Raw genomic sequence first — 26074 nt, 5'->3', positions numbered from 1 at the left:
CACTATGTTGCCTATCCGCCGCGACGTCCGTTTTGCCCTGCCCGCCGAGCGCATCACCAACTGGCACGAACAGGGCCCGTTCATCACGCATTTTTTCAATGCCCTGTCGCTGCTGTTTCCCCAGGGCGAGCTGTTTTTCATGGACAGCGTGCGCCACTACCGCCAGCGCGTAGAGGACCCGGCGCTGAAAAAAGAGATCCAGGGGTTTATCGGCCAGGAGGCCATGCACAGCCGCGAACACGTGGCCTACAACGACCTGATGCAAGCGGCAGGGCTGCCGGCCCACACCCTGGACGGTCGCCTCAAATTCATCCTCGACCTGCAGAAAAAACACTTCCCGCCGGCGTTCAATCTGGCGATTACCATAGCCCTTGAGCACTACACAGCGATGCTGGCGGAAATCCTGCTCAGCGACCCGTCACGCTTCGGCGATTCACTCAAGGGATACCAGCAGATGTGGTACTGGCACGCCCTGGAAGAAACCGAACACAAGGCCGTGGCGTTTGACGTGTGGAACACCGTGATCAAGCCAGGGCCCAAGCGCTATCTGCTGCGCACCGGCGCCATGCTGACCACCACGGTGTTCTTCTGGCTGGTGGTGCTGGATTTCCACGTGCGCCTGTTGATCGCCGACCGCAAGGCCGGTGGGCACCTCAAAGGCTTCTGGCGCATGCTGAAATTTCTGTATGGCCCCAAAGGCGTTTTCCCACGCATGCTGCGGCCGTGGTTGCACTACTTCAAACCCGGTTTTCACCCTTGGGACCACGATAACCGCGCGCGCCTGGCGGGTATCGACGATTTGATCGAGGACATCGAACAGACCCAGCGGGGTTACTAGACCTGCGCCAAGGTTTCACGCTCGCGCACAAAGCCTTCCAACTGATCGCCCGGCAGCGCCTTGCTGAAATACCAGCCCTGGATAATCAACTCGGGGCCGGTGTTCAGGAAGGCTAACTGCTCGGCGGTCTCCACGCCCTCCACTACCACGCCCAGGTTCAGCGCTTCACAGAAACGCAGCATGCCGGTCAGTACCTGGGCGCCTTTGGGGTCGTGCTGGGCCACCACAAAGCTGCGGTCGATCTTGATGAAGTCCACCGGAAACTGGTGCAGGTAACTCAAGGCTGAAAACCCGGTGCCAAAGTCGTCGATATAAACCTTGGCGCCGATGGCCTGCAATTTACGGATGTTCTGGCGCGTGGCCGGGATATCGCTGATCAGCGCATCTTCGGTGATCTCCACCGATACCTGCCCGTGAGCCTGGGCGAGGATTTCCACCAGGCGCTCGCCATAGGCGGCATCGGTCAGGGTGGCGCTGGAGATATTGATGGTCATCGGCAGGGCAAAGCCGACTTTTTGCCACTTCTGGTACTGACGAACCGCCTGGGACGCCACCCACACATCCACGTCCGGCATCAAGCGCGCCTGGGCCAACCATTGCAGGAACTCCCACGGCGAATGCACCGTGCCCTGGGCATCGCGGGCGCGCATCAGCGCTTCGCAGCCGGTACACAGGCCGGTGCGGGTCGAGACCTGTGGCTGGAATTCGAGGTAGAACTCGTAGTCGCTGATCTGCTGGATATGGCTCAGCTCATTGGCCTGGCGCGCAAAGGTCTTGTGGGACACCAGCACCGGGTCCAATTCACGTAGCCGGCCTTTTTCTTCAAGGCCACGGAAGGTCATGTCCAGGGATTTCAGGTAAACCGTGCCCCCTTCGGCGGCCTGACGATGGATTGCACGTACGTAAGGCGCGTACACCAGGGTGCCCAGGGCCAGTAGCGCGACTTGCAGCACCACTGCCGCCAGATCACCGTGGGTACTCAGGTAGGCGTTGAGCAATATCGGAGAGGTGAACGGCACGCTGGCTACCGCCGGGGATACCCACCCCCACCCCACCACGGTCAGCGCTACCATTGCGTTCAACGCGGGCACCACCAGAAATGGAATGAACAAACGTGGATTGAGGATGATCGGCAGCCCAAACAGCAGGACTTCACTGACGTTGAACAGTGAGAGCGGCAGACTCGCCACAGCCAGCAGGCGCATGGACTGGCTCTTGGAAAACAGCAGGATGGCCACCAGCAAACACAACGCGCCGCCCGAGCCGCCGATAAACGCAAAACTGCCCAACAGGCCGCTGTTGAGCACATATTTAATCGGTTCACCGGCGGCCAGCGCGGTGCCGTTGAGCACCACGGCCTGGTCCAGGACGTCGAACAGCGGCTGCATGGCGTACACACCGTGAATCCCGAAAAACCACAACAGCGAGTTCATCAGGGTGACAAACAAACCGCTGCCGTAGGGCGACGCCAAGGCTTCAATCACCTGCGGCCCCTGCAACTGCGCCACATAGGGAATCTGCAGCAATAGGGAGAGCAGCGCGACCAGCGCCAGCGCGGTGATCGCTCCCGGCACGACCATATTGATCGTACCCCGCAGGTTGTGCCCTACCAGGTCTTCATTGATCAGACGGGTCCAGCGATAGCGGCACAGCCAGGCCATGGCCGGCACATTCAGCAGCGGGGAGGCAATGGCGATAAACAGAACGAACGTGGCGCAAGCGCGGGGGTATTCACGCAGGATAAAAGTCGCAATCACCACTTGGGCCAGGCACAGGAACGCCACCGGTAGCTGTGGCAGGCGGTATTGGATCGCGAGCATGTAACCGATGGAGGCCGCTACCAGCAGCGGAATCACGGAACTGATCTGATTGTGCAGCCCTGCGAAGAAGGCCACCACCTGCGGATCGAACCCCAGCACCCGCGCACATTCGGACAGGATCAGAAAACTCGCCGACACCAGCAGGCACGGCAGGATCCACAGCAGCCCTTCGCGGATTGCGCGCAACGACTCGGTGCTGGCCAAAGCGGCCAGGCGCTGGGTAAAGAAAAGTTTGAACAGCGTTTGCGCCATGACCCGTCCCTCAGCCCATCGCCGTCTGCCCCTGGAGGGCAGGACCCGAAATACCGGGGCTAACGCTACACGTCCTGGCACCGGGAGCGAAAGCCTTTTGCCATGTCTCGGCGTGAAATTTCAGCACTGTTTTCAATTGTTGGATTTTCTGGCCTGGGCCACGCCCGGAATCTGCTTCAATACCCGTTATCTCTGTGCTCAATTCGCACAAAACTCGCATCGGGCCAGAACAACGAAGCCTGATCCCAACTGATTTGGAGCATGCCCTTGTCAACACCTGGCGATAATCACCAGCTCGCGCTGGACCGTTTCTTGAACGAGCACCCCGACATAGCCGCAGAACTGAACACGTTGAACCCGCTGGCAGCCCAGGCCAAAGGTGAAACCCAAGCCCAGTACCGCGCCGAACGGCTGCATGAAGCCTTCGAAGCGGAAGCGGAGCGCCAGGGTTTGTTTGCCTGGGAGTTGACACTCAAACTCACCGCAGACACCCCGCAAGCCTTTGAGGCCCAGCGCCTGGAAGTGCACAAGGAAGTGGCGCAGATGGCCGGACTGAGCTGGGTGGAATACTGCCAACTGCATGACTTGGCTGGCTGATACGCCCACTAAAGAAACCACGAGCGCCGCCGCCCATTGATGGCTTCGCACAGTTCGTCGACCGAAATCGTTCGCTGCTCAGGGTCCGCCGCCAGCGCAGAACGCAACGCCGGCCAGCAATGCCTGGGCAAGTGTCGGGGCCTGGGCACAGGCTTTTTCAACTGCCCCCCATCGGGACGGCTTCCCTGGGCCAACTCATAGATCACGCAGGCAGCGCCATACAGGTCGGCCCTGGCGGAGAGGTTTCCACCCGCCACCAATTCCGGCGCCGCATAGGCGGGTGTCCAGGCGTTCAAACGGCTGCGGCTCAAGGCCGGCAGCCCCGCAGCCTGCTGCACCTGCGCATGACCCAAACCAAAATCGAACAAGCGCACGCCCTGCTCGCCCACCATGATATTGGCGGGTTTCACATCGCCATGCAGCACGCCCTGCTGGTGGGTATATGCCAGTGCTTCCAGTAGTTGCATCGCGATGGGTTGCAACTCAGGCCACGGCAATCCATCCGGATACGCCTGGAGCCGTCGATCCAACGTCATACCGTGCAGCAATTCCATGGTGAAGAACGCAACCTGACGCAGGCTGTCGACCTCGAAGGCAAAGGTCCTGACCACGTGATCGTGGCGCAGGCTTCGAGTCAGGGCGAACTCGCTGTACAGCAAGACATGACCATCGCAAGATCCGGCAAGCGTATCGCTCAACAGCTTCAATGCCACCCAGGCGCTGGGTTCGCCAAACGCCTCGTGCAGCAGGTCGCGGGCACGGTAGACAACCCCCATACCGCCGGAGCCCAATACCCGTTCAAGGTGATAACGCCCGGCAAGCAGGTTCGGCGGGCCGAAGGTCGCGCTCATGGCTGGACCACCACAGCGGTCAGGTCATCCCGCGCCGCGCCGCGCAACACTTGGGCAAACAACCGATCCACCGCCTGTCGGGGCGTCCCCAGACTCAGGGCGTTGCCCAATTCGCCATGACTGAGCCCCTGATACAAACCATCGCTGCACAACAAAAATACGTCCCCCGGCTGGGTGCCGAGTTCCAGCACTTCCAGGCTCAAGGGCTGCCGGCCGCCAATGGCACGGGTCAAGGCCCGGGCGTGCGGATGAGCCTGAGCCTGTTCCAGGCTCAGTTGCTGCGTGTCCATCAACTGCTGCAACCGGGAATGGTCCCGCGACAACTGGTACAAGCGTTGACCGCGCCACAGGTAGCAACGGCTATCCCCCACCCAAATACAGGCGGCGCGATTCCCATCGAGCAACAGCGCAACCACGGTGCTGCCCATGATGCCCTCGGCGGTTTGTTGCAACGCCCGTCCCATCTGAGTATCGAGCCATCGCAGGCAACGCCGCACGGCCTCGACACGTTCATCAAGACAGCCCTGGCCGGGTAATGAAGCCAGGCTGTTGATGACCCACTGGCTCGCCCTATCCCCGGCCCGATGGCCACCCATCCCGTCGGCTACCGCCCAGAAACCGTGCTGGGGGCAGTCGAGGAACGCATCCTCATTGCGCGAACGCGCGTTACCCCGCAGCGTTCGTCCGGCGCTGTCCCTCTGGATATGCAGCTGCCTCACAATTGCTCCGGCAGACGGAACGTGCGCCACGTCGCCAACTGAAACGGGCCTGGGTGGCGTTGGCTGGTGAGCAGGAAGTTGGCGCGCAGGCCAGCCAGATCGGCCTTGAGCAGGTGTGCATCCCGGCCGCTTGCAGGCTCGCTTTGCATCAGGTCGAAAAACCGGAATAACGACCAGGGGCCGGTATTTTTTTCAATGCCCAGCGGCCGCTCCGCGCCCCGCTCCAGCACCAGGCTGCTGCGGCCATTGTCTGCGTCATTTGGCCAATGAAACGCCATCGGCACGATCGGGCCATGACGGTATTCAAGGTGTTGCCCACCAATGCTCAGAATCGCGCGGCTGACGGCCTGATCCAGACTGTAGGGCGCCAGCGTGAAGCGGACCGCCCAGTCCCCCTGTTCTTCAGTAAAAAAACCATGTCGAATCATCTGGGCCTTTGTCAGTTGCTCCAACAGCGAGCGCGACAACGGCAGGCTCCGGCCATCCAGGTTACGCAGGCGATAGCGGCCACCCTCGGCACCGACAAAGGGCCGCAGGTAGCTGTCGTAAAAGCGCGCCATGCCTCCACGAGGTTTGAAAAACTCCTGGAAATCGCCCAAGGCAACGTCGCTGCCGGCGTGGGCACTGAACGGGTAGCGGCGCTGAATCGCCTTGGCGTAAAACCCATACACCTCAGTTTGATAGCGTTGATTGACATGCACATAGGCGTCATCAAGCAGCAGTCGCCAGCTCTCATCGGCAATGTCGCCAAACCAGCCCTTGAAAGGTTGCGGCAGGCGCACTGCAGCATCACGCACACGGCCCAGCAGCGGCTGCTGCCCTTCCATGCGTTGCTTGACCAGCTTGAACGCTGCCTGCTCCGGCGCGCCCTCGCGGTTCAGTGCCGCCAATTGCAGCTGCCATTCATCCAGCAGTCGCAACGCCTGCATTAGTTCAGCGCCTGGGTTCTGCTCGGCATCCAGCAACTGATGCAAAGGTTCGAATCGCCGCTGCAAAGCACGTCGCGCAGAATCAGAAGCCGCCGGTACCGACAGCTGGCTGGTCAGCACACTGGACGCCGCCTCTTGAACCGCCTCCCCCATTGCCTGAAGACGATCGCTGGCCGCCGACAAGCGGGTGTTCTCTCGCACCTGCTGCAACAGTTGCACCAGCGGTGATTGCACTGACGCCAATCCGGCAAGCCCATCGGCATGCTGCCGGAGGCTGTCGCTGCGCTGCAGGCTGATCCGCCCCAGGGCCTGGCTCCAGGCATCCGCGTACTCGCTGAAATAGCGTTGTTCCAACTCCAGCATCAACTGGCGCAAATCCATGGCGCTCAGATCGCCGGCCTCCCCAAGCACCCAGTTATCCTGGGCGATTGCGTTGACCAGACGGGGACCGTGTTTTTCAAAATAGTGCACGTACCGTTTGGTGTAGAAGCCCGGTATCGGCTGGTCGACAGCGGTGAGGCCCAGCCCTTCTGGCAGACGATGGGGCTCCAGGCTCCTGGCCTGGTCTCGCAGCACCCGATAGACCACATCCGCCAGCGACTCACCTCGTAACGCCTGCCGGGCCTGAGCCACCAGCTCGGTGTTCAGGGGCGCCTGGAAGGGTTGTTCAAGCATCCGCGAGAGATGTTCGTTCAAGCGGCTCTGCGTCGAAGCCTCCCCGGCATACCGGGTGGACCAGTGACCGGCCATGTGCTGTGCCAACCAAGTGGTATCGCGCCGCTCCCGCAGGTTAAGCATCAGGTAGGCCCGCAGCATGTCCAGCAGCCTCTCGCGATCATCAAGACTGGTGCGCACCTGTTCTTCGAGCAACGAGGTCACCTGCGGTAGAAACTGCTGGTGCAGCGCCTCTTCATAGGCACTGATCAACGGTGCACGGCTCACCTCGCCTTGATACAAGCCGGCCCTCTCCGTCCAGCGAGCCTCTCCCACCGACGGAAATACACGGGTCGCGGCCAACAGACCGTCCAGCAAGGGCAGCAACGTCAGGGTTTGGTCTGCGGCGGACGGACCCGGTGGCGGCGAGTTGACCAGTTCCGCCAGCTGCATCAAACGCTGGTGGTTGACCCCATAACTGTGTGCCCACAGGCCTCCTGCCCCGGTGATGACCAGTACGGCGGTCAACGCCAGCAACCCTTGGCGTTGACGGATGCGTCGGCGCTCCGGTGTCTGCAATCCCGCGAGATTGGCCTCGGCAAAAATCACTCGGTTGAACAGGCCCTGGACGAAGTGGGAGCGCCTGTCGTCAGTCTGCGCGCACGTCAGGTAAAACCCGCGCAATCCGTTGATACGCTGAAAGCGGTGCGCGGAGAACGCAGACTCCACAAACAGACACAAACGCTCACCGATCTGCGCAGCCTGCCGAGGAAAATCAAGCATCTGGCCACGACGCCCGGCATCGCGTTCCTGGTGCAAACGCGGGATCAGCTCCGCTGCAAGGCGTTGCAACAGCGCCTCGAACGCTTCGCGCACCTGGGTCATTTCGGTACCGGCGGCGCTGGTAGTCAGCCGCTCCCCCAGCAAGGTGTCGACGCTGTCGCCGTGGGATGCATCGAAGAACTCGGCGAAACCCGGCAACCGGTCTGCCTGGGTCAGCACCAGATAAACCGGCACGTCCACATGCAGCGTCTGCTGGATATCCTGCAAGCGGCTGTGTACGTGGCGCGCATGCAGGTCCAGGTCGCGCTCGTGGCTGCCTAGCAGTGTCTCTACCGCCAGCGTCACCACCACGCCGTTGAGCGGGCGCGCCCGGCACCGCCCTTTGAGCAAGCCCAGGAACGTCGACCAGCCGGCCCCATCGACTGCGCTATCAGGCTGGGCCAGGTAGCGCCCGGCACTTTCGACGAGTACGGCTGCGTCAGCCAGATACCAGTCAAAATACTGAGTTGCGCCCGGCGCCATCGCCCCGTCCCGATCCAGCGGGAACGGTGAGCCGCAGGCCGCCAGCAATTGGGACTTGCCACTGCCCTGTTGGCCGATCAACAGGTACCAGGGTAAATCGTTGCGCCAACGTTCACTGCGCTCACCATAACGGTGGGAGATTTTCAGCGCGTGCAACGCCTCCTTGAAACGGCCGCGTACATGCCGGCGCTCATCGTCAATCAACCCCTGGCGTTGATCGCGTGCCTGCTGTTCAGGTTGGTTGATCCGTGCGGTACGACGTGCGCCCACCACGACCATCGCCAATCCCCACAGCAGCAACAGGCCACAGATGCTCAGCAGGCGAGACGTAGCACCTTGCCAGAACCGGTGGTCGTCCACCGCCAGCAACGGCCCGAAAAACCACACCAGCAGCGCACTGGCCAACACGATAAGGAGGCTCCAGACCCAACTCTTGCGCAGCACTGTGCCCACGCCCTTGAAGAATGCGTTCATTCATTGCTCCCAGCGTTACAAGGACGACCGTGTCTGATCCGGCGCCAAAGGTTGAAAGGATTGCAGCACCGTCATGCGTTCAGTGCCCAGGACCCAGGCAAAACCTGAGTACATCGCCAGCAAACAGACCCATGTGAAGATCACGACCCGGGTAACGGAAATAATGCGCAAGCGTGCACCTGCCGCTGGGACAGTCGCCGTTGGCGCCGTCATCGATGGGCGATCACCACGCACGTGCCTGATCTGTCGGTATAAACCATCGCGCACGGTTTCCAGCTGCGACCCTCCACGATCCAGGACCCGGTATTTACCTTCAAAACCCAATGACAGGCACAGGTACATCAGCTCCAGCATGGCCAGGTGCTTGACCGGATCACGGGACAGGCGCTCCAGCAGTTGGAAGAATTTCTCCCCGCCGAACGTTTCATTGTGAAAGCGGCTCAGCAGGCTGGTCTTCGACCAGTCACTGCGATTGCCCCACGCGGTCGTCACCACGGCTTCGTCAATCACGCTGCAGAGCACATAACGCGCCGACATGACCTGACTGTTTTCTGCGCCCTGGTACAAGGCACGTGTTTCAAACGCGGTAATTCCCGAGGACAACCGGTCGTTGAGGCTCTGCAGGCTTTCCCGTCCGGCGTCGCTTTTGAGCTGAACCACCTGTGACAGCAGTTCCCAGGCGGCGGCCACCAGAGTGTTGGGCCCTATATTGAAGCTTTGTACCCCTTGCTGGCCGGCGGTATAGATCATCCGGTCTTCCAGGTGTTCGAAGCGCGGGGGCGTGGGGAAATCCGTCAACGCCACGTGCGCCGGGGCGCGGCCATCGCGGTCAAGCAGCACGGTTTTTTCGTCCTGCGGGTATTCACTGTCCATAGTCATGGCGTTCAGTTCCTAATGGCCCAGAAGTTGAGTTCAAGTTCGGCAAACTCGCCGCTGGCATGAAAGGCAAAACCACCGGATTGCTCCAACTGCGTGATGTCACGGGCGCCGAGTTCGAGCATGAAATAGGTCTTGCCGGCGTGAAATGGGATCTGTCGCGGCGCTACCGGCAATGGCTTGACCTTGATACCGGCCAAGTGCAGGTTGACCAGCTCGCGGATCCGCTCCACCGGTCCGATCTTGAGGTGCGCAGGCAGGCGGTGGCGCAATTCATCCGAATCACACTGAGCGGTCGCCGCCAGAATGAACGTGGCCGTGCCCAGCAATTTGAGGTCACTCACCGGGCACACCAGCACACCGTACTGACGCTGTTGCAACACCAGCTCAATGGCATGTTGCTCCAGCACCGACGACAGCACCCCGCGCACGCCCGCCATCAGGCCGCGAAAGCTCGCGGCCTGGTCACAATGCCGGTAATACCCTTCCAACTGCGCACGTTTGCTGTCGGTGGCAAACGTGGACAACTCGCCGAGAACCGACAGCAACTCTCGATACAAGGCTTCCGGACGCACCTGCGTCTGACCCAGGTAGTGCCGCAATACCAGCTCCGTGCGATTGATCAATTGCAGCATCAGAAAATCGCCGACTTGAGCGCCCGATGCTCCACCATTGCCCTGGATGCGTTCGGCAATCGCATCCCCTCGGGTCGCGAGCAGGCTGAGTACTTCCTTGATGCATGACGATACGTAACCTGACTGCTGCAGATAGATGAATGTCGGTACAAAATCCGTGTCCAGCCGCACGCCGCCCTCAGGGGTCGAGTCCAGCACCTGGGCAACCTGAAGCTTCACATGGAGCGGGTCACTGGATTGCTCTCCCAGGAGCAATCGCAGGTCCGGCCGTGCGCAGTTGATCCGACAACGGGACTCGACTCCGGCGTTGGAGTCACCGATCTCCGACTCACAACTGACGTAACGTGCCAGCACTTCGCTTTGCTCTTGCCTGCGCACTTCTATCTGATTACCGATGACCAACGGCAACGCGAGGAACACCGGTTGCCCGCCTGTGTTGGCGGGCACCTGCAATACCAGCGGCGCCATCGCTGCGTTCAGCTCGAACAGGCTGCCATCAGGGAAGACACCACTGGCTTGATTCACGACCACTTTGCCCATGTTGAGGTACTGCACGTCGACCTCCAGACTCAGGAATCCCCAGCCATCACTGCCGAGCAAGCGGGTACGGTTGAGCTGCTGATGGTAATAGCGGTCGTTGTGCTGCAAATGCTGGGGACGCAGCAGCATGCCTTCCTGCCAGATGACTTTATGAATTTCCATTTCAATCTTCCCTCCTGCTGGTTCGGATACCCGACTCGTCAAGAATCAGGTCCGCCCGTGTCAGCCGTTGCCGGGTCACGGGAAGCACAAACCGCCACTGCACGTGGGGCAGATTTCGATAGGCAGCCAAAACGCCGATATAACGACTGTGTGGTTCGACACTGAGCTTGAGCGCCAGCTGTTCACCAGGGCGCAGCTCCAGCTCTTCGCCATTGACCCAGTCCTTGGGTAATGACTGCTCGGCGCGACTATAGAGACTGAAGAAATCAGCATTTTCGAACGCCACCGGATGCCGTAGCTCAATCAGGTGCACAACCACTGGCGACGGACGACCGTGCAGATCCGGGTTGACGGATTCGCTGGCTGCCAACGTCAGATCCAGCTTGGTCAAGGTGGAAATGGGTGAGACGCCGGCGCAACCGGCCAACAGCCCCAGAACGACAAGCATTGATACAAAAGGGATTCGATACATGACCATCATCCTGAGCAAGTCGTAAGCAACGTGGAGACAAGGCGCACCTGCTCTTTGTAGGCGTTGGAAAAATCGTTGCGCAACAGATGTTCGCCCGAGGCGGCCTCATCGTTCAGCCGCCGATGATGAAGTTGGTAAGCCCGCCAATGAGCACCGTCGGTAGAGAACCTGCGCGGCTTACCTTGGCGTTCGAAGCACAGCAGCAGATGGTCGGGTGCAAACGCCGCCAGCGCACCCCGCATGGCGGCGCGGCAGGCCACAACCAAGGCGAGTTGATGGATTTGGATCTCCCGGCATACCTCGGCAACCGCCAATTCGGCCGAACGCTGGCCTACCTCGGCGCTGCTCAAAAGCGACGCCAAGGTGGCCTGTATATCGGGGCAATCCTTCAGGGGATTGGGGCCTTTGAGCGGCGACGTGGCCCAATCCAGATTCAATTCACTGTTGAGTTCATCGCGGGTTCGCAGGCTCTGCTGCAAGCCTTCGATAGATTGCCTGCACAGCCCCGCCACCTTGATGGCCATGGCTTCGCGACCCGCCGTGTCGAGCGCATCCATATCCATGCCCAGCGCTTCACCGAATTGCGCCCAGAAGACTTCCGTTGCTGGCGCAGCCACCGCAGCGGGTTGAGTACAGGCCTCGCGTGTGCCGGGCTCGGCCCATCTCGGCACGATCATATGATCGCGCTCTACCGCGCCGTGAGAAAACGTGCCGCCCGGCGCCTGCGCCGCAGATCGCCAGGTGTCTGGTTCTTCGCACGACGTGCTGTTCGAGGGGTCGTGCTCCAACACCTGCAACGGGTCCAGCCCGAGGAAGGCATCGTCAGGAATCGGGTCAGTGCTGGCAAACGCTCGCCGGTCCCGCTTCGAGAGCTGCCCCGTCAAGCCTGCGCGAATATCCATCGAGCCGACTTGATAGACATCACCTTCGCTGATCAGGCGAGCCTGGCCCTTCAGCAAACGCTCGGTACTTCCCGACACACCAATCCCGTTGCTACTGATATCGGTGAGAAAGTACTGGCCGCCTCGGTAACTGACCAAACCATGTTGACTGGAGAGCAAACGGCTGGGGTCGGGGATGACCCAGTCACAACCCGAGCCACGGCCGATCACGCCACCGACGCCGTCAAAAACCTTGCCGGCAGGCGGTTCACCGTCCGTGGTATTGCACACCTCTAACACTAACTGCATGGCAGGGTTCCCCAGTTCAATGGCCGCGACGGAGCGCATGGGGATCACCCAGCGGACGGTAGTCGGCATCATCAAAAACGTAATTGGCGTTACAGCCGCCCAGTAAACACAGTGCAAGCGCCAGGGCTTGCCATGGACGAACAGGCATCAGGTATCTCCACGAAAAGTAAGGCCGGCGACGGCGCAAAAAACCCACATATTCTGCATTCAGCACTCTCCCTGGGCGGCGCCACAGGGGATGTTCAGGCGTGCAAGGCGATAGAGCAGCGTGCGACGTGCAACCCCCAGTTCGTGGGCGGTACGGGTTCGATTGCCACGGTTTTTGCGCAGGCAATCGATCAGGAACACCCGTTCAACTCGCTCCAGCCGCTGACGCAACGTTGCATCCGCCGCCGTAGCCTCAGGCACTGGCGCGAGAGATAGATGTACCGGCAAGATCACGCTGTCGTCACAAAGCAATACAGCGCGCTCCACCAGGCATTTAAGTTCGCGGACATTGCCTGGGAAGGCGTGACTCGACAGTTGATCCAGGGCTGCGCTGGACCACTCCACCGCAGTACGGCCCAGCGCGGTACAGGCGATTTGCGCGAAATGTCGCGCCAACAGCAACACGTCGCCCTCCCGTTCACGCAAGGCCGGAAGCTCGATAGGGAATTGGGCCAACCGGTAATACAGGTCCTGGCGAAAACTGCCTTCGGCCACCATCGCCGCAAGGTCACGGTGGGTCGCCGCGATAATGCGCACATCGACCTTATGCGCAGCGCTGGCGCCCAACGGACGGATTTCTCCTTCCTGCAAAACCCGCAGCAGCTTGGCCTGCAGCGACAGCGGCATGTCGCCGATTTCATCAAGGAGCAACGTGCCTCCGTCCGCCGTATCGAATAGCCCGGCGTGGTTGCGCTCGGCGCCAGTGAAGGCGCCTTTGCGGTAGCCGAACAACTCACTTTCCAGCAGGCCTTCGGGAAAGGCGGCACAGTTTTGCACCACAAAGGCTTTGTTTTTGCGCGGCCCTGCCCCATGGATGGCCCGCGCCACCACCTCCTTGCCGGTGCCCGTCTCGCCGCGCAGGAGCACGGTATAGGGTGTGTTCAGTACCTTGCCGATCAAGCGGCAGGTTTCATCCATGGCCGCGCTCTTGCCGATCAGCCCATACACCGTACGCGGTATCGGCATGCAAACCTGGGCGCCGCCGGGCGCGGGGCGCATACGCCGCAACAAGGCAAGCTGGCTCAAGGCGAAGCTGCCCAACTGGCCCAACGAAGAGGCATATTCCTGCAAGGACACCGGATGCTGGCTGGCGCACAGCAACACGCCGGCAACGGTTTTGCGCCGACCGAACAACGGTACGCAGCACAACGACCGCCATGGCATTGCCACTGCCGGCAAAAACCCGCTTTGGTACACGCTACCAGGCAGATCTTCCAGGCTCAGTGGACGGCACTGGCTGAGGACATAGTCCAACAACTGCTCTTGCTGGAAGTCAGGTCCGCAAGCCTGATTACACGGGGATAATGCTCCAGGCAAATGCTGGGCAATCAGGTCGAGTCGACCCGTCGCCTCATCGCGCCAATACAACTGGCTGAGTTCACATTGACTCAGTTGCGCAGCCGCCGCGACGCACAGGTCCGGCAACGTACTCTCATCACTGTCGATCCCCATCCGGGTGATCCAGGCCAGCAACGCATCGGCATAGGCCAGTGGCTGGGGTAATTGGGCGAATGCACTGTTCATCATCGGCTGAACTCGCATACCGGCTGCCCGTCACCATCCAGGCGTGCATGAACCCTCGACAGAGACTCACCGATGGTCATCGCTTCCAGCAGCCGATCGACCATCTGTGGCAACAGGTGGATCTCGATCCATTGGTCGATATACCGTGCCCCGCTGTCGCTATGGGAGCAACGCTCGGCCATATGAGCAAGCAGTTCAGTTGCGTAGCTGAATACCAGCTTGCGCGACTGCAATCTTCGCCCCAACTGGTCGAGCTTGAGCCTTGCCAGGTCATGCAATACATCACCCGCGACCGGGTAATAAGGCACGACACGCATCCGGGCGAGCAGTGCTGGCTTGAAATAGTCGCGCAGCACGGGGCGGATTGAGTCTTGCAGCACTTGAGCGTCAGGCCGTTGGCCGCCTGCGCATAAGTCGACGATGCACTCGCTGGCCAGGTTGGAGGTCATCAGGATCAGCGTGTTGCGAAAATCGATTTCCCGTCCTTCACCATCATTGGCCAGCCCCTTGTCGAAGATCTGATAGAACAGATTCAACACCTCCGGGTCGGCCTTTTCGACTTCGTCGAGGAGCACCACCGAATAAGGTCGCTGGCGCACAGCCTCGGTCAATACCCCGCCCTCGCCGTACCCGATATAACCGGGTGGTGCGCCAATCAGCCGTGACAAGGCGTGCTTTTCCTGAAACTCCGACATGTTGAGGGTGGTGACAAAACGCTCGCCGCCATACAGCAAATCCCCCAGAGCCAAGGCGGTTTCGGTCTTGCCCACACCACTCGGGCCCACCAGCAGAAACACGCCGACCGGAGCATCGGCCTTGTTCAGCCCTGCCGCCACCGCGCGCAGGTTGCGATCCAGCGCCTGTACAGCAGGTTCCTGGCCGAGAATACGCGAACGCAGCGCATCGGCAAAACCGAGGACCGCTGCACTGTGTTCCAGGGACAGCTGTTCAAGCGGAATACCCGTCCAGGCGCTGATGACCTGCGCCACCATCCGCGGGCACACACGCACCGGTTCCGCCTGAGTTCGCTGTTCATGCCAGCGCTGTTCCAACGGCTGACGCTCGCTCTCGATAGCCGCCAATCGAAGGCTCAATGCGTGCATGGCCTGCTCATCCACAGGGAGCCCGGCGTCCCTGTCTCGACTCAGCGCCTCGCGCTGGCGCGAGCCTTCAGCCTGTTGGGTACTCAGGCGCTCCAATGCCTCGGGCGCTGTTACCTGGCTGATTCGCGCACGTGCGCAGGCGGTATCCAGCACATCCACGGCCTTGTCGGGCAGTTGCCGACCGGCGAGATAGCGGGCGCTCATCTGCGCGGCTGCGACGACAGCATCGTCACGGATGTACACGCCGTGACTGGTCTCATACGCCGGAACCAGCCCGCGCAGGATCGAGATCGCCTGCTCCACACTGGGCTCGCCAACCAGCACTGGTTGGAAACGTCGGGCCAACGCCGGGTCCTTCTCGAAATACTTCTTGTATTCCGACCACGTGGTGGCCGCGATGGTCCGCAACTCGCCCCGCGCCAGCGCCGGTTTGAGCAGGTTGGCCGCATCGCCGGCACCCGCCTGCGCACCGGCACCCACGAGGGTATGTGCCTCGTCGATAAACAGAATCACCGGCTTCGCAGAGGCGTTGACCTCATCGATCACGCCCTTGAGGCGCCGTTCGAATTCACCTTTGATACTGGCACCTGCTTGCAACAGGCCCATGTCCAGGGTCAGCACCCGCACATCCTTGAGCGGGTCAGGCACCTGTGAGTTGGCAATGCGCAAGGCGAGGCCTTCGACCACGGCGGTCTTGCCCACCCCCGCCTCACCGACAAGGATCGGATTGTTCTTGCGCCGGCGCATAAGGATGTCGATCAACTGGCGAATCTCAGCATCGCGACACAACACCGGATCGATGCGCCCTTCACCTGCCTGGCGCGTCAGGTCATGGGTAAAACGTTCCAGCAATGACTCGCCGCTGGTCACCGGCCTGATCTCGGGTACCTGGCTCAACGCAACATCGCGGACGCGCTGTGCGTCCAAACGGCTCAACAACGCCTGATAGCCACTGCCCGCATGCTGCAGTGGGTGGCGCAACAGCGCCAGTAACAGGGCGCCATGGTCCACTTCGGTCTGACGCAGTTCCAAATGCGCAACCAGCAACGCCTGTTGCAGCCATTGCACAAGCGCCAGGGCAAACACCGGATTACGCGACGCGCTCGTCTCGCCTTTGGGTTGCAGGGTGGCTTCCAGCTCGCCGACTTCAACCCCGGCATCGGCCAATGCCCGTTCCAGAAGCCCACCGCTATGCTCCAGCAGGGCCAGCAGCAAGTCTTCTACCAGTACCTCCCGTCCGCCCCGGGTAACGCAACGCTCGGCCGAGCGTTCCAGGTCTCGACGAACCCCGGGGCTCAGCGTCCGGATAAGTTGTTGCAGGTCTACATTCATCATAATCATCAGTCCCTATTGAGCATTGCTGGCCACAATGACCACACCGTCAGCGCACTCATGTGCCAGCCAACTGGTCCAACCCAGCCGACAGACGTTGTGTTCGCCGAGGTGCAGTGGCCTGATCTCGTCCCTGGCCAACACCAGGCGCAGGTCATATTCCAGTGGGTCTCGTGCGGTCAATCGCACCAACGAGCACAGTTGGGGATACTCCGGACCATTGGGCAAAAACCCATGAAAACGCCGCCAGTCCAGGCCCTTTACATGCACCCTGAACTTGCTGCTGCGGTCGGCGACCCGGCACCCCAATACCTGGTCCAACCCCAGCAAACTGTTGGCACCACCCAGCCGGTTTTGCTGCTCTAGAGCAATGCCAACCGTGCGCTCAACCCACTGCTCGATGTACACGCTGCTGTGCTTGAAGTAGTAACGCAGGACTGTCTCGATCAGGGCCGCCGAATGAGCCCGCAGGCTCAGCAGCCCCAGGTAAGGCAGCAACCGTTTGCAGTCCAACTGCGTCGCATCACGGATGTGCCTGCTCCCCAACCCCACCAGGGCAAACATCTGCTCGGAAAAGGCGTCGCTGGCTCCCGTCTGAAACCGCGCTCGATAGCGGTATTTACGCCAGATCGGCAGCATCAGTCGTTGCAGGCGGTGATGAAAAAGGTCCAGGAAATCTCGCGTCGTCGTACCGCCCACCCCTTCGGCAAATGCCTGCTCGCCATAAAACGCGGGCAATGGAGAGCCCGCACCGCATAACCCCAGCACGTTCAGGCGAAGACGCGCGTGCAACTGATCGCGCTCGACAAAAAACTCCAGCCGATCAATATCGTGACCGGGGAAACCAAGACCTGGGTTGGCCTGAAACTCCAACCGGTCATACAGCGCGTTGTCATCCAGCAACGGATGGGCATCACGCAGACGTTTGATCACCTGCAAAATCGCCTGACACAGCGAATACTCGCGAATGACACGGGACAGTTCGGTCAAAGCAGGGGCTGCTGGCCCATCCTGGGTGGCCATAGGTACACATCTCCTTGTGTGCTGATGACGCGTAGTTCATGGAAGGCATTGAGGCTGGCGTAAAGCGCGAAGAACTCGTTGAGCACCGACGCGAACACAAACACTTCGCCCGGCCCCAGGAAGCCGTGTGGATCAACGGTCAGGTCGATCCGCAATCCCCGATAGGGCATCCCACGGTGCAAGCGGTCGACGGCGGTATGGCTGATGGACTGCAACGCACCTAACCTGATCTGGCTGACCTTGCGTGCCTGTCGATCGTGATAACGCGGCAGGTCATAGGTTTCGAGGATCACCTTCAGCGCCTTGATATCGCTCAGTGACAGATAGTTGAGTGACATGTTGCTGATAAGGCGCCAGAGAAAGTCCTGATCCAGGGGCGGCGCATAACTCGCGGTCGGCACGCTGATATTGCGAAATGACAACCCCTCCGGTGTCTGCTCACAGGGTTGGTTGATCTCACCGGCCAGCAGTTGCCGAGGCAGGTTGTGATTGGTACAGGTCAGCTCGATCGACAGTGTTTCCTGTGCATGCCCGTGGCCGTTGCCCAGGCCCAGCCAGGTATCGAGTCCCGCGTGCTGTGTCGACTCGCGTTGGCGAATGCTGTAGCTGTTGGGCGCTGCCGATGCATCCGTATCGCCGTCATGCTCGAAGGACTCAAACGGTACGTAAGCCGCATACCCCAAGCCGCCAGGGCGCCAGCCCGTTACCTTGTCTACGGAAAACACGCTGGCGTTAGCGCGCGCATACTCGCCGGGAATCAGCAGGTATTCGTCCTGCTTGCCCTCAAGGCGAATCGGCACCGCATCATGCTGGAACAGGTTGACGATGGGCGTGCAGTACAGCTTCACGTTGTCCAGCGTAGGGCACTGCGTAGCCTGGCTCTGGGTGTGTAACCCGAAGCACAGCTTCACTCCGCAGATCTGCTTGAGTACGTCCTGGGGCAACTGCTGCAGCACATCCAGCCCTTGCACATCGACGAACAGGTATTTTTCCGGGAAAGCGAAATATTCCTGCAGGTGACGGTATCCGCGAAAGGTGTTCTGCGGGTAGGGAATCAGCGCATGCAGCTCGCAGAACCCCACCGGCTTCACCTGATCGGCGCCAACTCGCAGGCACACAGCCTGGCCATCCGCCCCCTTGATTGCCAGGCCATCGCAGCCGAATGGCTGCAACTCGATCCCGTCAACGTGGCGCAACAGACTCAGGTACAACCCCTGACTGACATAACGGTCTCCCGCCAGATGCAGGCGCACATGATCGAACGACCACTCACTGAAATTGCCCTCGGCACTCATCTCCAGACGCAGGCTCAACAGCGCCCGCTCGCCTTGGGGGCTGTAATCCAGTGCACTCAGTTGCAGTGGCAGGACCCGGGTGGCATAGCAGGTCCGAAAACGGCAGCGCTCGCCGTTGATCGCCGAGCTTTCCACGGGGGTGTCCCGTGGGACCATCACACCCGGCCCAACCTGCTTCAACGGATCAAACTGCAAGATGCTGAACGCCGGTGTCGGCCGCATGTAGTTGGGCCACAGCAGGTGCATCAAAGAGTGAGTCAGTTCAGGTAACTCATCATCCAGCTTCTGGCGCAGGCGACCCGTGAGAAAGGCAAAGCCTTCCAGCAGGCGCTCCACATCGGGGTCCTGACCAGCCTCGCCAAGGAACGGGGCAAGCGCAGGATTACGTTCAGAGAAGCGCCGGCCCAGCTGACGCAACGCACTGAGTTCACTTTGGTAATACTGGTTAAAGGACATCAGGCAACACCTCTACCTGCCCGGCATCACGCAGGTGCGCGGTGAACGCCACAGGCTGCGTCTCACCGGCTATGCGTAACGTGGCGTCGATGGCGAATGCCAAGGCCAGAGGATCATGACCACGCGGCAGTGCCCTCACGCGTACCTGCTTCAAGCGTGGCTCGTAGGCCCGGATAAATCGCTCGATCAACACGCGCGACTGGCTCAACGACTCATGCAGGCTGCGGTGCATATCATTGAGGTCCGGCATGCCGTAATCCGGCAGTGTCTGTACGCTGCCGGCACGGATGCTGAGCATTTTCCCCAAGTGAGCCGCAACGGATGTCACACCGTTTGCCGGGTCAGCCGCAGGCTGTTCAAGTCGCTCGAAAAGGCTTCTGTTGCGGGTCATCCCTTGGCCCCTGCTCATTCTTTATCGAGCTTGCCAACCAGGGACAGCGTGAAGTCAGCCCCCATGTATTTGAAATGCGGTCGCACACTCAGGTTGACGCGATACCAACCCGGCTCGCCCTCGACGTCACTGACCACGATGCGCGCGGCGCGTAATGGCCGTCGCCCACGCACTTCTGCGCTGGGGTTTTCCTGGTCGGCAACGTATTGGCGAATCCACTTGTTGAGCTCCAGCTCCAGATCGGTGCGCTCCTTCCACGAACCCAACTGCTCCCGTTGCAGGACCTTGAGGTAATGGGCCAGACGGTTGACCACCATCATGTAGGGCAGCTGCGTGCCCAGGCGGTAATTCAGTTCGGCTTCCTTGCCCTCGGCACTGATGCCGAAACTCTTGGGCATCTGCACGGAGCTGGCGGAGAAGAACGCGGCATTGTCGCTGCCCTTGCGCATCGTCAGGGCAATGAAGCCTTCCTGCGCCAGTTCGTATTCACGACGGTCGGACACCAGTACTTCGGTGGGGATCTTGGTTTCGATCTCGCCCATGCTGTGAAAGTGATGCAAGGGCAAGTCTTCCACTGCACCACCGCTTTGCGGGCCGATGATGTTCGGGCACCAGCGGAACCGCGCGAAGCTGTCGGTCAGGCGCGTGGCAAAGGCGTAGGCGGTATTGCCCCAAAGGTAGTGCTCGTGACTGTTCACCACGTTTTCCCGATACGCAAACGTCTTGACCGGGCACTCCAGGGGATCGTACGGCGTGCGCAGCAGGAAACGCGGCACGGTCAGCCCGAGATAGCGCGCATCTTCGCTCTGGCGCAAGCTCTGCCATTTGGCAAACTGCGGGCCTTCGAAGTGGTCCTTGAGATCCTTCAGGTCAGGCAGGCCGGTGAAGCTTTCCAAGCCGAAGAAGCCTGGCCCGGCGGACGCGATAAAAGGCGCATGGGCCATGCATGCCACGCTGGAGGCGTATTGCATCAGCTTCACATCGGGGGCGCTGGGAGACAGAAAATAGTTGGCAATGATTGCGCCCACAGGCTGGCCGCCGAACTGACCGTACTCAGCGCTGTAGATATGTTTGTAGAGCCCGGACTGGGTCACCTCAGGCGAGTCTTCGAAGTCATCCAGCAGGTCCTGGCGCGAAACGTTGAGCAGTTCGATCTTGATGTTTTCCCGGAAGTTGGTGCGGTCGACCAACAACTGAAGGCCCTTCCAGGATGACTCCAGGGCCTGGAACTGCGGATGGTGAAGAATTTCATCCATTTGCTGACTGAGTTTCTCGTCAATTTCAGCAATCATCCGGTCGACCAGGCGCTTCTTGACCGGTTCTGCGCTGTTCTGCGGCTTGATCAGCTCTTCGATGAATGCCGAGACGCCACGTTTGGCAATGGCGTAAGCCTCGTCGTCAGCACTCAGCAACGTTTGAGCAATGATGTGATCGAGAATGCTGGACTCGTCAGCGGTGTGTACAGGCAACGTTTTTTGCTGTGTGGTCATGGTGTCAGTGTCCTTTTACTGAAAATGCTCAGACGGTGTGGTCGCTCAACCCCAGCTCAGCCAGTACCCGCGCGCGGGCCCCGTCATCGGCCAGCGCCTGCTCGATGGCCTTGCGAAAGCTCGGTGTGTTGCCCAGCGGCCCTTTGAGTGCCATCAACGCCTCACGCAGCGCCATGAGCTTGTGTAGCTCGGGGATCTGTTCCACCAGGCTCGCGGGGTTGAAATCCTTCATCGAATTGATGCGTACCTGAATCGCCAACTCTTCGACGTCGGGGTCGGCCTGGAGGCGATTGGGCACATTCAGGGTCAGGCTCAGCGCCTGCTTGGCCAGCACCTCGTCAAGGGTGTTCTTGTCGATGGCGATGGGCTTGCGATCTTCAAGCTTTCGCACGTCCTCACGCTGGGTGAAGTCCCCCAGCGCCAACAGTTTCAATGGAAGTTCGACCTCTTCCTGCGCACCACCGATAGCGGGTTTGAAGGTGATATTGATGCGTTCCTTGGGTGCTACCGAACCTTCTTTGGCCACGGTATTTCTCCTTTTATGGATGGCTCGAAAGCCTATTCAAGTACCGCTTCGAGATCGAAGAGGCACAGCCTGCGATGGGTGTCTTCCTTGCGCTCGCGCACGGCGTGGTCTTGGGGCATCAGGTCGCAACAGCGGTACAAAAGTTGGGTCACCTGAAGGGCCAGCTCCGGCTCCCAGCGCTCCAGGCCCGTGCGCTGGAGTTCGAGATCCAGGTGTTCCAGCTGAATCTTCGCCAGCTCATGTTTGCCCGCCTGTACGCACACCCGGGCCTGAGCCAGACGCCAATGAAATCGGGCGCGGTCTCCGCGGGCGGCATGCAAGCCCTGCTTGAGTTCCTGTACCGCAGCCTTGAGCCCATCTTTGCGCAACCGGGGCGCCACGTTCTGCAAGGCGAGCTCCCATGGCTCACCGTCAACCACCACGCCGGGGGCCTCCGGGGATTGCAGGTGAGGAGAAACGTGCAGGGCGATCCAGTCGCGGGTCATGGCGTCGGCAAAGGGCGCGCCATCGAAAAAGCGAAACTCCGGCAGATCGGGCAAGCGTTGCAGCAACAGGGCGAAGCTCACTTCCAGCTCGGTCATGGCCAGGCCAGCCTGCTGGGCTTCAAGGCATTGCCAGAGCATGCGCACGCCGTCGAACCAGAACATCGCACTTGAGAAACTGGCCTCAAGTTCAAGGATCAAGTCGGCATGATGGCCTTGGGCAAAGCGCTCGTGATAACGCTTGAGTTTGTCGGGCGCAGGACCACGCAGCGCAGTGAGCCGCTCACTGTCGGCGTCCGGATAGCTGACGAGAGCCAGCCATGCCAGTGTCCGGTTCAAGCGCAAGGCACGCAGGTCGGTGGCGCTCTGGCGTAACCACCAGGTACACAATGGACGGGCCTGTTCCTGTAACGCGCGCAGACATTTATGCGCGTCTTTTTCGTTGTTTACCGTCGGCTCGGCTTTAAGCCGTTCAGTCGCAGCCTGTTTGACTTGGGCAATCACACTGCCCAACCCTACGGCAGGCGTTTGGCCTTGCGCGGCGCGAGCCAACAGCTGGTCCCATTGCCGGCGAATCGGCAGCAGCAACGGCGCGTCATCCGTCAGATGCTCAGCCCACAGCTCATCAAGGCGCGCCAACTGCTCAAGTAAAGCTCGGAATACAGGTTGCTGGCCTTGAAGGGATAGGTTTTGCGCCGCCAGTGTTTCTAGGCGCAAGACCAACCAGCCGAACGCAGCGCCACGGGTACGCAGTTTTTTCGGATACACCGCCGACCAGTGATGCTCACACAGCTGGCGCAGCAAACCGAGGCCTGCCAGGAGCCCGGTAAAGGATTCGCGCTGGTGCAACGCCCAGGTCAGCCAGACGGCCACCCGCAGATCCTTGGAGTGCTCGCGCAACAGGTACTCGCTGGTCTCCTGGATCTTCTGCCAATCCGGTTGGCCGGCGCCATGTAAGGACTGCCCCTTTCCCAGTTCGGCTTCCAGCGCTTCGTATTCAGCCGAAAAGCGCATATCGCTGCCCGCAAAACTTGTTGGAGAACAGGGTAAGTGGGCAAGTTCACGGTAATAAGCGCAACGCTTTTCTGAATAGTCCATTTGAAACCGTATGCGACTGATCGATACATTATCGACAGACCAAGCGAACTAAGCAGTCGCATCAGAATGCCATCCAAACTTTGTAAACCTGCTACAAAGTTCAAAAACATTAGCTACGCAAAGCCCATTCATCAAGCATCAGAACCAAACTTAAGAAACATCCTACAACCCAATTAAAACAGGTAATGCGCAGGTTTTTGCGCAGTAAAAACAGGATAAACCGCTCAACCCACTCAATATCCAGCGCATTGAGACATGAGCAAACAAATGCGCACTTATGCGCAACTAAATTCTTATAAAACCACTAAAATCTGCCCACAACTCCCAACATCCAGCAAACTGCGATCACAGCCCTTTGTTTTTATTAGCTTGCGCATTTTCCGGCACAGTTCTTGTTATAGGCATTTGACCAGTCGGCGCAGTTGCCGATTGGAATTACTTTTTAATCAGGCAAGGAAACCAGTCATGCCAACACCCGCGTATCTCTCTATCACCGGTGTAAAACAAGGTTTGATCACGGCAGGCACATTTACCCAGGACTCGGTAGGGAATATTTTTCAGGAAGGCCATGAGGACCAGATTCTGGTGCAGGCGTTTTCCCATCAGGTAATCATTCCCCGCGACCCACAGTCGGGTCAGCCAACGGGCCAGCGGGTGCACAAGCCGCTGATGGTCAGCAAGGTGTTCGATAAGTCCTCGCCACTGCTGTTCAGCGCATTGACCAGCGGTGAAGAGGTCAAGTGCCGGCTGGAATGGTTTCGCACGTCCTCGGCCGGCACCCAGGAACACTACTTCACCATTGAGCTGGAGGGCGCCACCCTTGTAGACATCCAGTCGCGCATGCCCAACTGCCAAGACCCGGACAATGCCCACTTCACACATCTGGAGGACGTGTACTTCACCTATCGCAAGATCGTGTGGACACACGAAGTGTCCGGCACGTCTGGGTCGGATGACTGGCGCAGCCCGGTAGCCGGTTAACTCGGTCTCACGCAGAAACGGCCGCCACGGATGGCGCCGTTTCTGCGAGTAGGCTAAACCATCGCCAACGAGTGCTTGCGCTTGGGCGCGCCGAACACACGGTCGATGGCGTCGAGATCATGCTCGTCGAGTAGCAGGTTGGCGGCGGCTGCGTTCAGTCGCACGTGCTCCGGCGAAACAGCCTTGGGAATAGCGATCACACCCTCTTGGCGCAACACCCAGGCCAGTGCGACCTGGGCCGGTGTGACCTCATGGCGACGGGCGATCTGCTTGAGGGTCGTACTGGACAACAACTCACCGCCCTGCGCTATTGGGCAGTACGCCATCAACGGCAGGTGATGTTGCCGCCACCAGGGTAGGAGATCGAATTCGATGCCGCGCTCTTCGATGTTATAGAGCACCTGGTTGGTTGTGCAGGCAGGGGACGCAAGCTCCTGCAGGTCTGCCACGTCGAAATTGGAGACGCCCCAACGGCCGATCTTGCCGGCTTCGCGCAGACGCTCAAACGCTTCAACGGTTTCTTCAAGCGGGTATTGGCCACGCCAGTGCAGCAGGTAAAGATCAATGTAGTCCGTACCCAGCCGCTGGAGGCTGGCCTCGCAGGCACGCGGGACGCCCTTGTGGCTGGCATTGTGCGGGTACACCTTGCTCACGAGGAACACCTGGTCACGTTTGCCGCGAATGGCTTCGCCGACCACCGTCTCGGCGCCGCCCTCGCCATACATTTCAGCGGTGTCGATCAGGGTCATGCCCTCGTCGATTCCCAGCTGCAACGCCGCGACTTCGGCGCGGTGCTGGTCCGGCTTTTCGCCCATGCGCCAGGTGCCCTGGCCGATGACAGGGACGGGAACACCCGCCAGATCAATGGTACGCATGACAACCTCCTGATGAGTTCGCGGATTAACAGTGTGGCATTGGCCGGACAAAAGCGTTCAATCGCAGTATGGTTGGCCTTTGCCAAGTCGCGAGGAAAGACCCGCAATGCTGTTTGTCGTGATGCTCGGGGGCAAGCACCCCAGGGCGAAAATTGAAGTGCACGATGTGGTGTTCGCCGCTGCGGACACGCTGGAGGCCACTTATCCGCAGTTGCGCGACGGTTGGTTTGGCAGCCCCAAGGGCGTGCATATCGACTCGTGGATGGCCGTGGATGGCGTCGACGGCTGGAAGGTCGAACTCAGCCATCTGGCACCCCAGGCGGACGCGCATCACCTGTACTTCATCAACCTGGGCGGTTATGAAGCGAACACCTTTGGCGAGGCCCATCATTACCTGCTGGTGGTCGCGCGCAACAAACAGCAAGCCATGGGCATGGGCAAGCAACAGATGCGCGGGCATTGGTCCCAGGCCCATACCGATGGTGTGCTGGATATCGACGACTGCCTGCCCATCGACCTGGTGGATGGGCGCTACCTGCACCTCGTCCAGGCGCCGCACCGGGCAATCCTGCAGCGCAACGACTATATCGTGCTGCCCTGAACCCAACCGATCAAATACCGGGAACTTTGCCAGGAAATAACCGCCTGAATCCGGTAGGCTCACCCTTTTTACTCAAGGAGTTACTCCCCATGGCCAAAGCCACCGCCCGTCACATTCTCGTTTCCACTGAAGACAAGTGCAACGAACTCAAGGCCCAAATTGAAGGCGGCGCCGATTTCGCAGAAATCGCCAAAGCCAACTCCAGCTGCCCATCCAGCCGCCAAGGCGGCGACCTGGGTTCGTTCGGTCCAGGCCAAATGGTTAAAGAATTCGACACCGTGGTATTCAGCGCCCCGGTCAACACCGTGCAAGGCCCGGTGAAAACCCAGTTCGGCTACCACCTGCTGGAAGTCACCAGCCGCCAGGACTGATCCAG

At 60.2% G+C, this 26074-nt stretch carries 23 protein-coding genes; 5 read left to right on the top strand and 18 right to left on the bottom strand.

Translation table 11 applies throughout. The annotated features are described in order from the left end of the window. Positions 1-4 precede the first annotated feature (4 nt). Positions 5-838, top strand: a complete 834-nt coding sequence (locus tag AOA60_RS03515) for a metal-dependent hydrolase (RefSeq protein ID WP_099583222.1) — start codon at positions 5-7, stop codon at positions 836-838. Here the strand turns inward: AOA60_RS03515 and AOA60_RS03510 are convergent. Continuing rightward, positions 835-2910, bottom strand: coding sequence for a PTS sugar transporter subunit IIC/EAL domain-containing protein (locus AOA60_RS03510; RefSeq protein WP_099583221.1), 2076 nt, complete (start codon positions 2908-2910; stop codon positions 835-837). The two genes, AOA60_RS03515 and AOA60_RS03510, sit on opposite strands and share 4 nt — an antisense overlap. A 267-nt stretch (positions 2911-3177) precedes the next feature. Between AOA60_RS03510 and AOA60_RS03505 the strand changes: the two genes are divergently transcribed. Then, on the top strand, positions 3178-3507 hold the full coding sequence (locus AOA60_RS03505) for a DUF6388 family protein (RefSeq protein WP_099583254.1): 330 nt from the start codon (positions 3178-3180) through the stop codon (positions 3505-3507). Positions 3508-3515: 8 nt separating this feature from the next. Here the strand turns inward: AOA60_RS03505 and AOA60_RS03500 are convergent, their stop codons facing one another. Genes AOA60_RS03500 through tssA form a run of 16 tightly spaced genes read right to left on the bottom strand, consistent with a single transcriptional unit; the run spans position 3516 to position 23241 of the window. After that, entirely contained in the window at positions 3516-4358 is an 843-nt protein-coding gene (locus AOA60_RS03500) for a serine/threonine-protein kinase (protein WP_099583220.1), read from the bottom strand. Beyond that, positions 4355-5068 (bottom strand): PP2C family serine/threonine-protein phosphatase, encoded by a 714-nt coding sequence (locus tag AOA60_RS03495; protein WP_099583253.1) that lies wholly within the window; start codon positions 5066-5068, stop codon positions 4355-4357. Before AOA60_RS03495 ends, AOA60_RS03500 begins: the two co-directional genes overlap by 4 nt. Positions 5069-5073: 5 nt before the next feature. Further along, positions 5074-8439, bottom strand: a complete 3366-nt coding sequence (gene tssM / locus AOA60_RS03490) for a type VI secretion system membrane subunit TssM (protein WP_099583219.1) — start codon at positions 8437-8439, stop codon at positions 5074-5076. Positions 8440-8454: 15 nt separating this feature from the next. Then, complete coding sequence (gene icmH, locus AOA60_RS03485; protein WP_256592797.1) at positions 8455-9318, bottom strand: type IVB secretion system protein IcmH/DotU; 864 nt, start codon at positions 9316-9318, stop codon at positions 8455-8457. A gap of 5 nt (positions 9319-9323) precedes the next feature. Continuing rightward, positions 9324-10652: a type VI secretion system baseplate subunit TssK gene (tssK, locus tag AOA60_RS03480; RefSeq protein WP_099583218.1), complete on the bottom strand. Its 1329-nt coding sequence runs from the start codon at positions 10650-10652 to the stop codon at positions 9324-9326. A gap of 1 nt (position 10653) precedes the next feature. Further along, positions 10654-11124, bottom strand: a complete 471-nt coding sequence (gene tssJ / locus AOA60_RS03475; RefSeq protein ID WP_099583217.1) for a type VI secretion system lipoprotein TssJ — start codon at positions 11122-11124, stop codon at positions 10654-10656. 5 nt (positions 11125-11129) lie between these two features. After that, the gene (tagH, locus tag AOA60_RS03470) at positions 11130-12314 is read right to left on the bottom strand and encodes a type VI secretion system-associated FHA domain protein TagH (protein ID WP_099583251.1); all 1185 of its coding nucleotides are present in this window, start codon (positions 12312-12314) and stop codon (positions 11130-11132) included. Positions 12315-12330: 16 nt separating this feature from the next. Continuing rightward, positions 12331-12462, bottom strand: a complete 132-nt coding sequence (locus AOA60_RS03465) for a type VI secretion protein (RefSeq protein WP_099583216.1) — start codon at positions 12460-12462, stop codon at positions 12331-12333. Between the two features lie 59 nt (positions 12463-12521). Then, the gene (locus AOA60_RS03460; protein ID WP_099583215.1) at positions 12522-14048 is read right to left on the bottom strand and encodes a sigma-54-dependent Fis family transcriptional regulator; all 1527 of its coding nucleotides are present in this window, start codon (positions 14046-14048) and stop codon (positions 12522-12524) included. Beyond that, complete coding sequence (locus AOA60_RS03455; RefSeq protein ID WP_099583214.1) at positions 14045-16483, bottom strand: AAA family ATPase; 2439 nt, start codon at positions 16481-16483, stop codon at positions 14045-14047. Before AOA60_RS03455 ends, AOA60_RS03460 begins: the two co-directional genes overlap by 4 nt. 12 nt (positions 16484-16495) lie before the next feature. Beyond that, positions 16496-17503 (bottom strand): type VI secretion system baseplate subunit TssG, encoded by a 1008-nt coding sequence (gene tssG, locus AOA60_RS03450; RefSeq protein WP_099583213.1) that lies wholly within the window; start codon positions 17501-17503, stop codon positions 16496-16498. Then, complete coding sequence (gene tssF, locus AOA60_RS03445) at positions 17467-19254, bottom strand: type VI secretion system baseplate subunit TssF (protein ID WP_099583212.1); 1788 nt, start codon at positions 19252-19254, stop codon at positions 17467-17469. The genes tssG and tssF overlap by 37 nt, the downstream gene beginning before the upstream one ends. Beyond that, a complete protein-coding gene (gene tssE / locus AOA60_RS03440; RefSeq protein WP_099583211.1) occupies positions 19244-19645 on the bottom strand; it encodes a type VI secretion system baseplate subunit TssE in 402 nt (133 codons plus the stop codon). Before tssE ends, tssF begins: the two co-directional genes overlap by 11 nt. Positions 19646-19659: 14 nt before the next feature. Beyond that, positions 19660-21135, bottom strand: coding sequence for a type VI secretion system contractile sheath large subunit (gene tssC / locus AOA60_RS03435; protein ID WP_099583210.1), 1476 nt, complete (start codon positions 21133-21135; stop codon positions 19660-19662). Between the two features lie 28 nt (positions 21136-21163). Further along, on the bottom strand, positions 21164-21661 hold the full coding sequence (tssB, locus tag AOA60_RS03430) for a type VI secretion system contractile sheath small subunit (protein WP_099583209.1): 498 nt from the start codon (positions 21659-21661) through the stop codon (positions 21164-21166). A gap of 32 nt (positions 21662-21693) precedes the next feature. After that, entirely contained in the window at positions 21694-23241 is a 1548-nt protein-coding gene (gene tssA / locus AOA60_RS03425; protein ID WP_099583208.1) for a type VI secretion system protein TssA, read from the bottom strand. A gap of 465 nt (positions 23242-23706) precedes the next feature. Between tssA and AOA60_RS03420 the strand changes: the two genes are divergently transcribed. Then, on the top strand, positions 23707-24222 hold the full coding sequence (locus AOA60_RS03420; protein WP_099583207.1) for an Hcp family type VI secretion system effector: 516 nt from the start codon (positions 23707-23709) through the stop codon (positions 24220-24222). Between the two features lie 53 nt (positions 24223-24275). Here AOA60_RS03420 and AOA60_RS03415 read toward each other — a convergent pair whose 3' ends face one another. Next, complete coding sequence (locus tag AOA60_RS03415) at positions 24276-25097, bottom strand: aldo/keto reductase (protein WP_099583206.1); 822 nt, start codon at positions 25095-25097, stop codon at positions 24276-24278. Between the two features lie 106 nt (positions 25098-25203). On the opposite strand from AOA60_RS03415, the gene AOA60_RS03410 reads away from it, so the two are divergent. Both AOA60_RS03410 and AOA60_RS03405 read left to right on the top strand, forming a co-directional pair. Next, positions 25204-25698 (top strand): DUF1543 domain-containing protein, encoded by a 495-nt coding sequence (locus AOA60_RS03410; RefSeq protein ID WP_099583205.1) that lies wholly within the window; start codon positions 25204-25206, stop codon positions 25696-25698. A gap of 89 nt (positions 25699-25787) precedes the next feature. Further along, positions 25788-26069 carry a peptidylprolyl isomerase gene (locus AOA60_RS03405; protein ID WP_005788801.1) on the top strand — a complete coding sequence of 94 codons (282 nt, stop codon included), beginning with the start codon at positions 25788-25790 and terminating at the stop codon, positions 26067-26069. Positions 26070-26074: the final 5 nt, after the last annotated feature.

It is taken from the genome of Pseudomonas sp. 2822-17 (assembly GCF_002742485.1).
Taxonomy (GTDB): Bacteria; Pseudomonadota; Gammaproteobacteria; order Pseudomonadales; family Pseudomonadaceae; genus Aquipseudomonas; species Aquipseudomonas cyclaminis.
Note: the sequence above shows the minus strand (reverse complement) of the source record. Positions and strands in the feature narration are given on the sequence as shown.

What these genes read in the sequence shown, in the direction of transcription:
- AOA60_RS03515 (WP_099583222.1), top strand. Translation starts at nt 5, where the DNA reads ATGTTGCCTATCCGCCGCGACGTCCGTTTTGCCCTGCCCGCCGAGCGC.
- AOA60_RS03510 (WP_099583221.1), bottom strand. Translation starts at nt 2,910, where the DNA reads ATGGCGCAAACGCTGTTCAAACTTTTCTTTACCCAGCGCCTGGCCGCT.
- AOA60_RS03500 (WP_099583220.1), bottom strand. Translation starts at nt 4,358, where the DNA reads ATGAGCGCGACCTTCGGCCCGCCGAACCTGCTTGCCGGGCGTTATCAC.
- tssM (WP_099583219.1), bottom strand. Translation starts at nt 8,439, where the DNA reads ATGAACGCATTCTTCAAGGGCGTGGGCACAGTGCTGCGCAAGAGTTGG.
- icmH (WP_256592797.1), bottom strand. Translation starts at nt 9,318, where the DNA reads ATGACTATGGACAGTGAATACCCGCAGGACGAAAAAACCGTGCTGCTT.
- tssK (WP_099583218.1), bottom strand. Translation starts at nt 10,652, where the DNA reads ATGGAAATTCATAAAGTCATCTGGCAGGAAGGCATGCTGCTGCGTCCC.
- tssJ (WP_099583217.1), bottom strand. Translation starts at nt 11,124, where the DNA reads ATGTATCGAATCCCTTTTGTATCAATGCTTGTCGTTCTGGGGCTGTTG.
- tagH (WP_099583251.1), bottom strand. Translation starts at nt 12,314, where the DNA reads ATGCAGTTAGTGTTAGAGGTGTGCAATACCACGGACGGTGAACCGCCT.
- AOA60_RS03465 (WP_099583216.1), bottom strand. Translation starts at nt 12,462, where the DNA reads ATGCCTGTTCGTCCATGGCAAGCCCTGGCGCTTGCACTGTGTTTACTG.
- AOA60_RS03460 (WP_099583215.1), bottom strand. Translation starts at nt 14,048, where the DNA reads ATGATGAACAGTGCATTCGCCCAATTACCCCAGCCACTGGCCTATGCC.
- AOA60_RS03455 (WP_099583214.1), bottom strand. Translation starts at nt 16,483, where the DNA reads ATGATGAATGTAGACCTGCAACAACTTATCCGGACGCTGAGCCCCGGG.
- tssG (WP_099583213.1), bottom strand. Translation starts at nt 17,503, where the DNA reads ATGGCCACCCAGGATGGGCCAGCAGCCCCTGCTTTGACCGAACTGTCC.
- tssF (WP_099583212.1), bottom strand. Translation starts at nt 19,254, where the DNA reads ATGTCCTTTAACCAGTATTACCAAAGTGAACTCAGTGCGTTGCGTCAG.
- tssE (WP_099583211.1), bottom strand. Translation starts at nt 19,645, where the DNA reads ATGACCCGCAACAGAAGCCTTTTCGAGCGACTTGAACAGCCTGCGGCT.
- tssC (WP_099583210.1), bottom strand. Translation starts at nt 21,135, where the DNA reads ATGACCACACAGCAAAAAACGTTGCCTGTACACACCGCTGACGAGTCC.
- tssA (WP_099583208.1), bottom strand. Translation starts at nt 23,241, where the DNA reads ATGGACTATTCAGAAAAGCGTTGCGCTTATTACCGTGAACTTGCCCAC.
- AOA60_RS03420 (WP_099583207.1), top strand. Translation starts at nt 23,707, where the DNA reads ATGCCAACACCCGCGTATCTCTCTATCACCGGTGTAAAACAAGGTTTG.
- AOA60_RS03415 (WP_099583206.1), bottom strand. Translation starts at nt 25,097, where the DNA reads ATGCGTACCATTGATCTGGCGGGTGTTCCCGTCCCTGTCATCGGCCAG.
- AOA60_RS03410 (WP_099583205.1), top strand. Translation starts at nt 25,204, where the DNA reads ATGCTGTTTGTCGTGATGCTCGGGGGCAAGCACCCCAGGGCGAAAATT.
- AOA60_RS03405 (WP_005788801.1), top strand. Translation starts at nt 25,788, where the DNA reads ATGGCCAAAGCCACCGCCCGTCACATTCTCGTTTCCACTGAAGACAAG.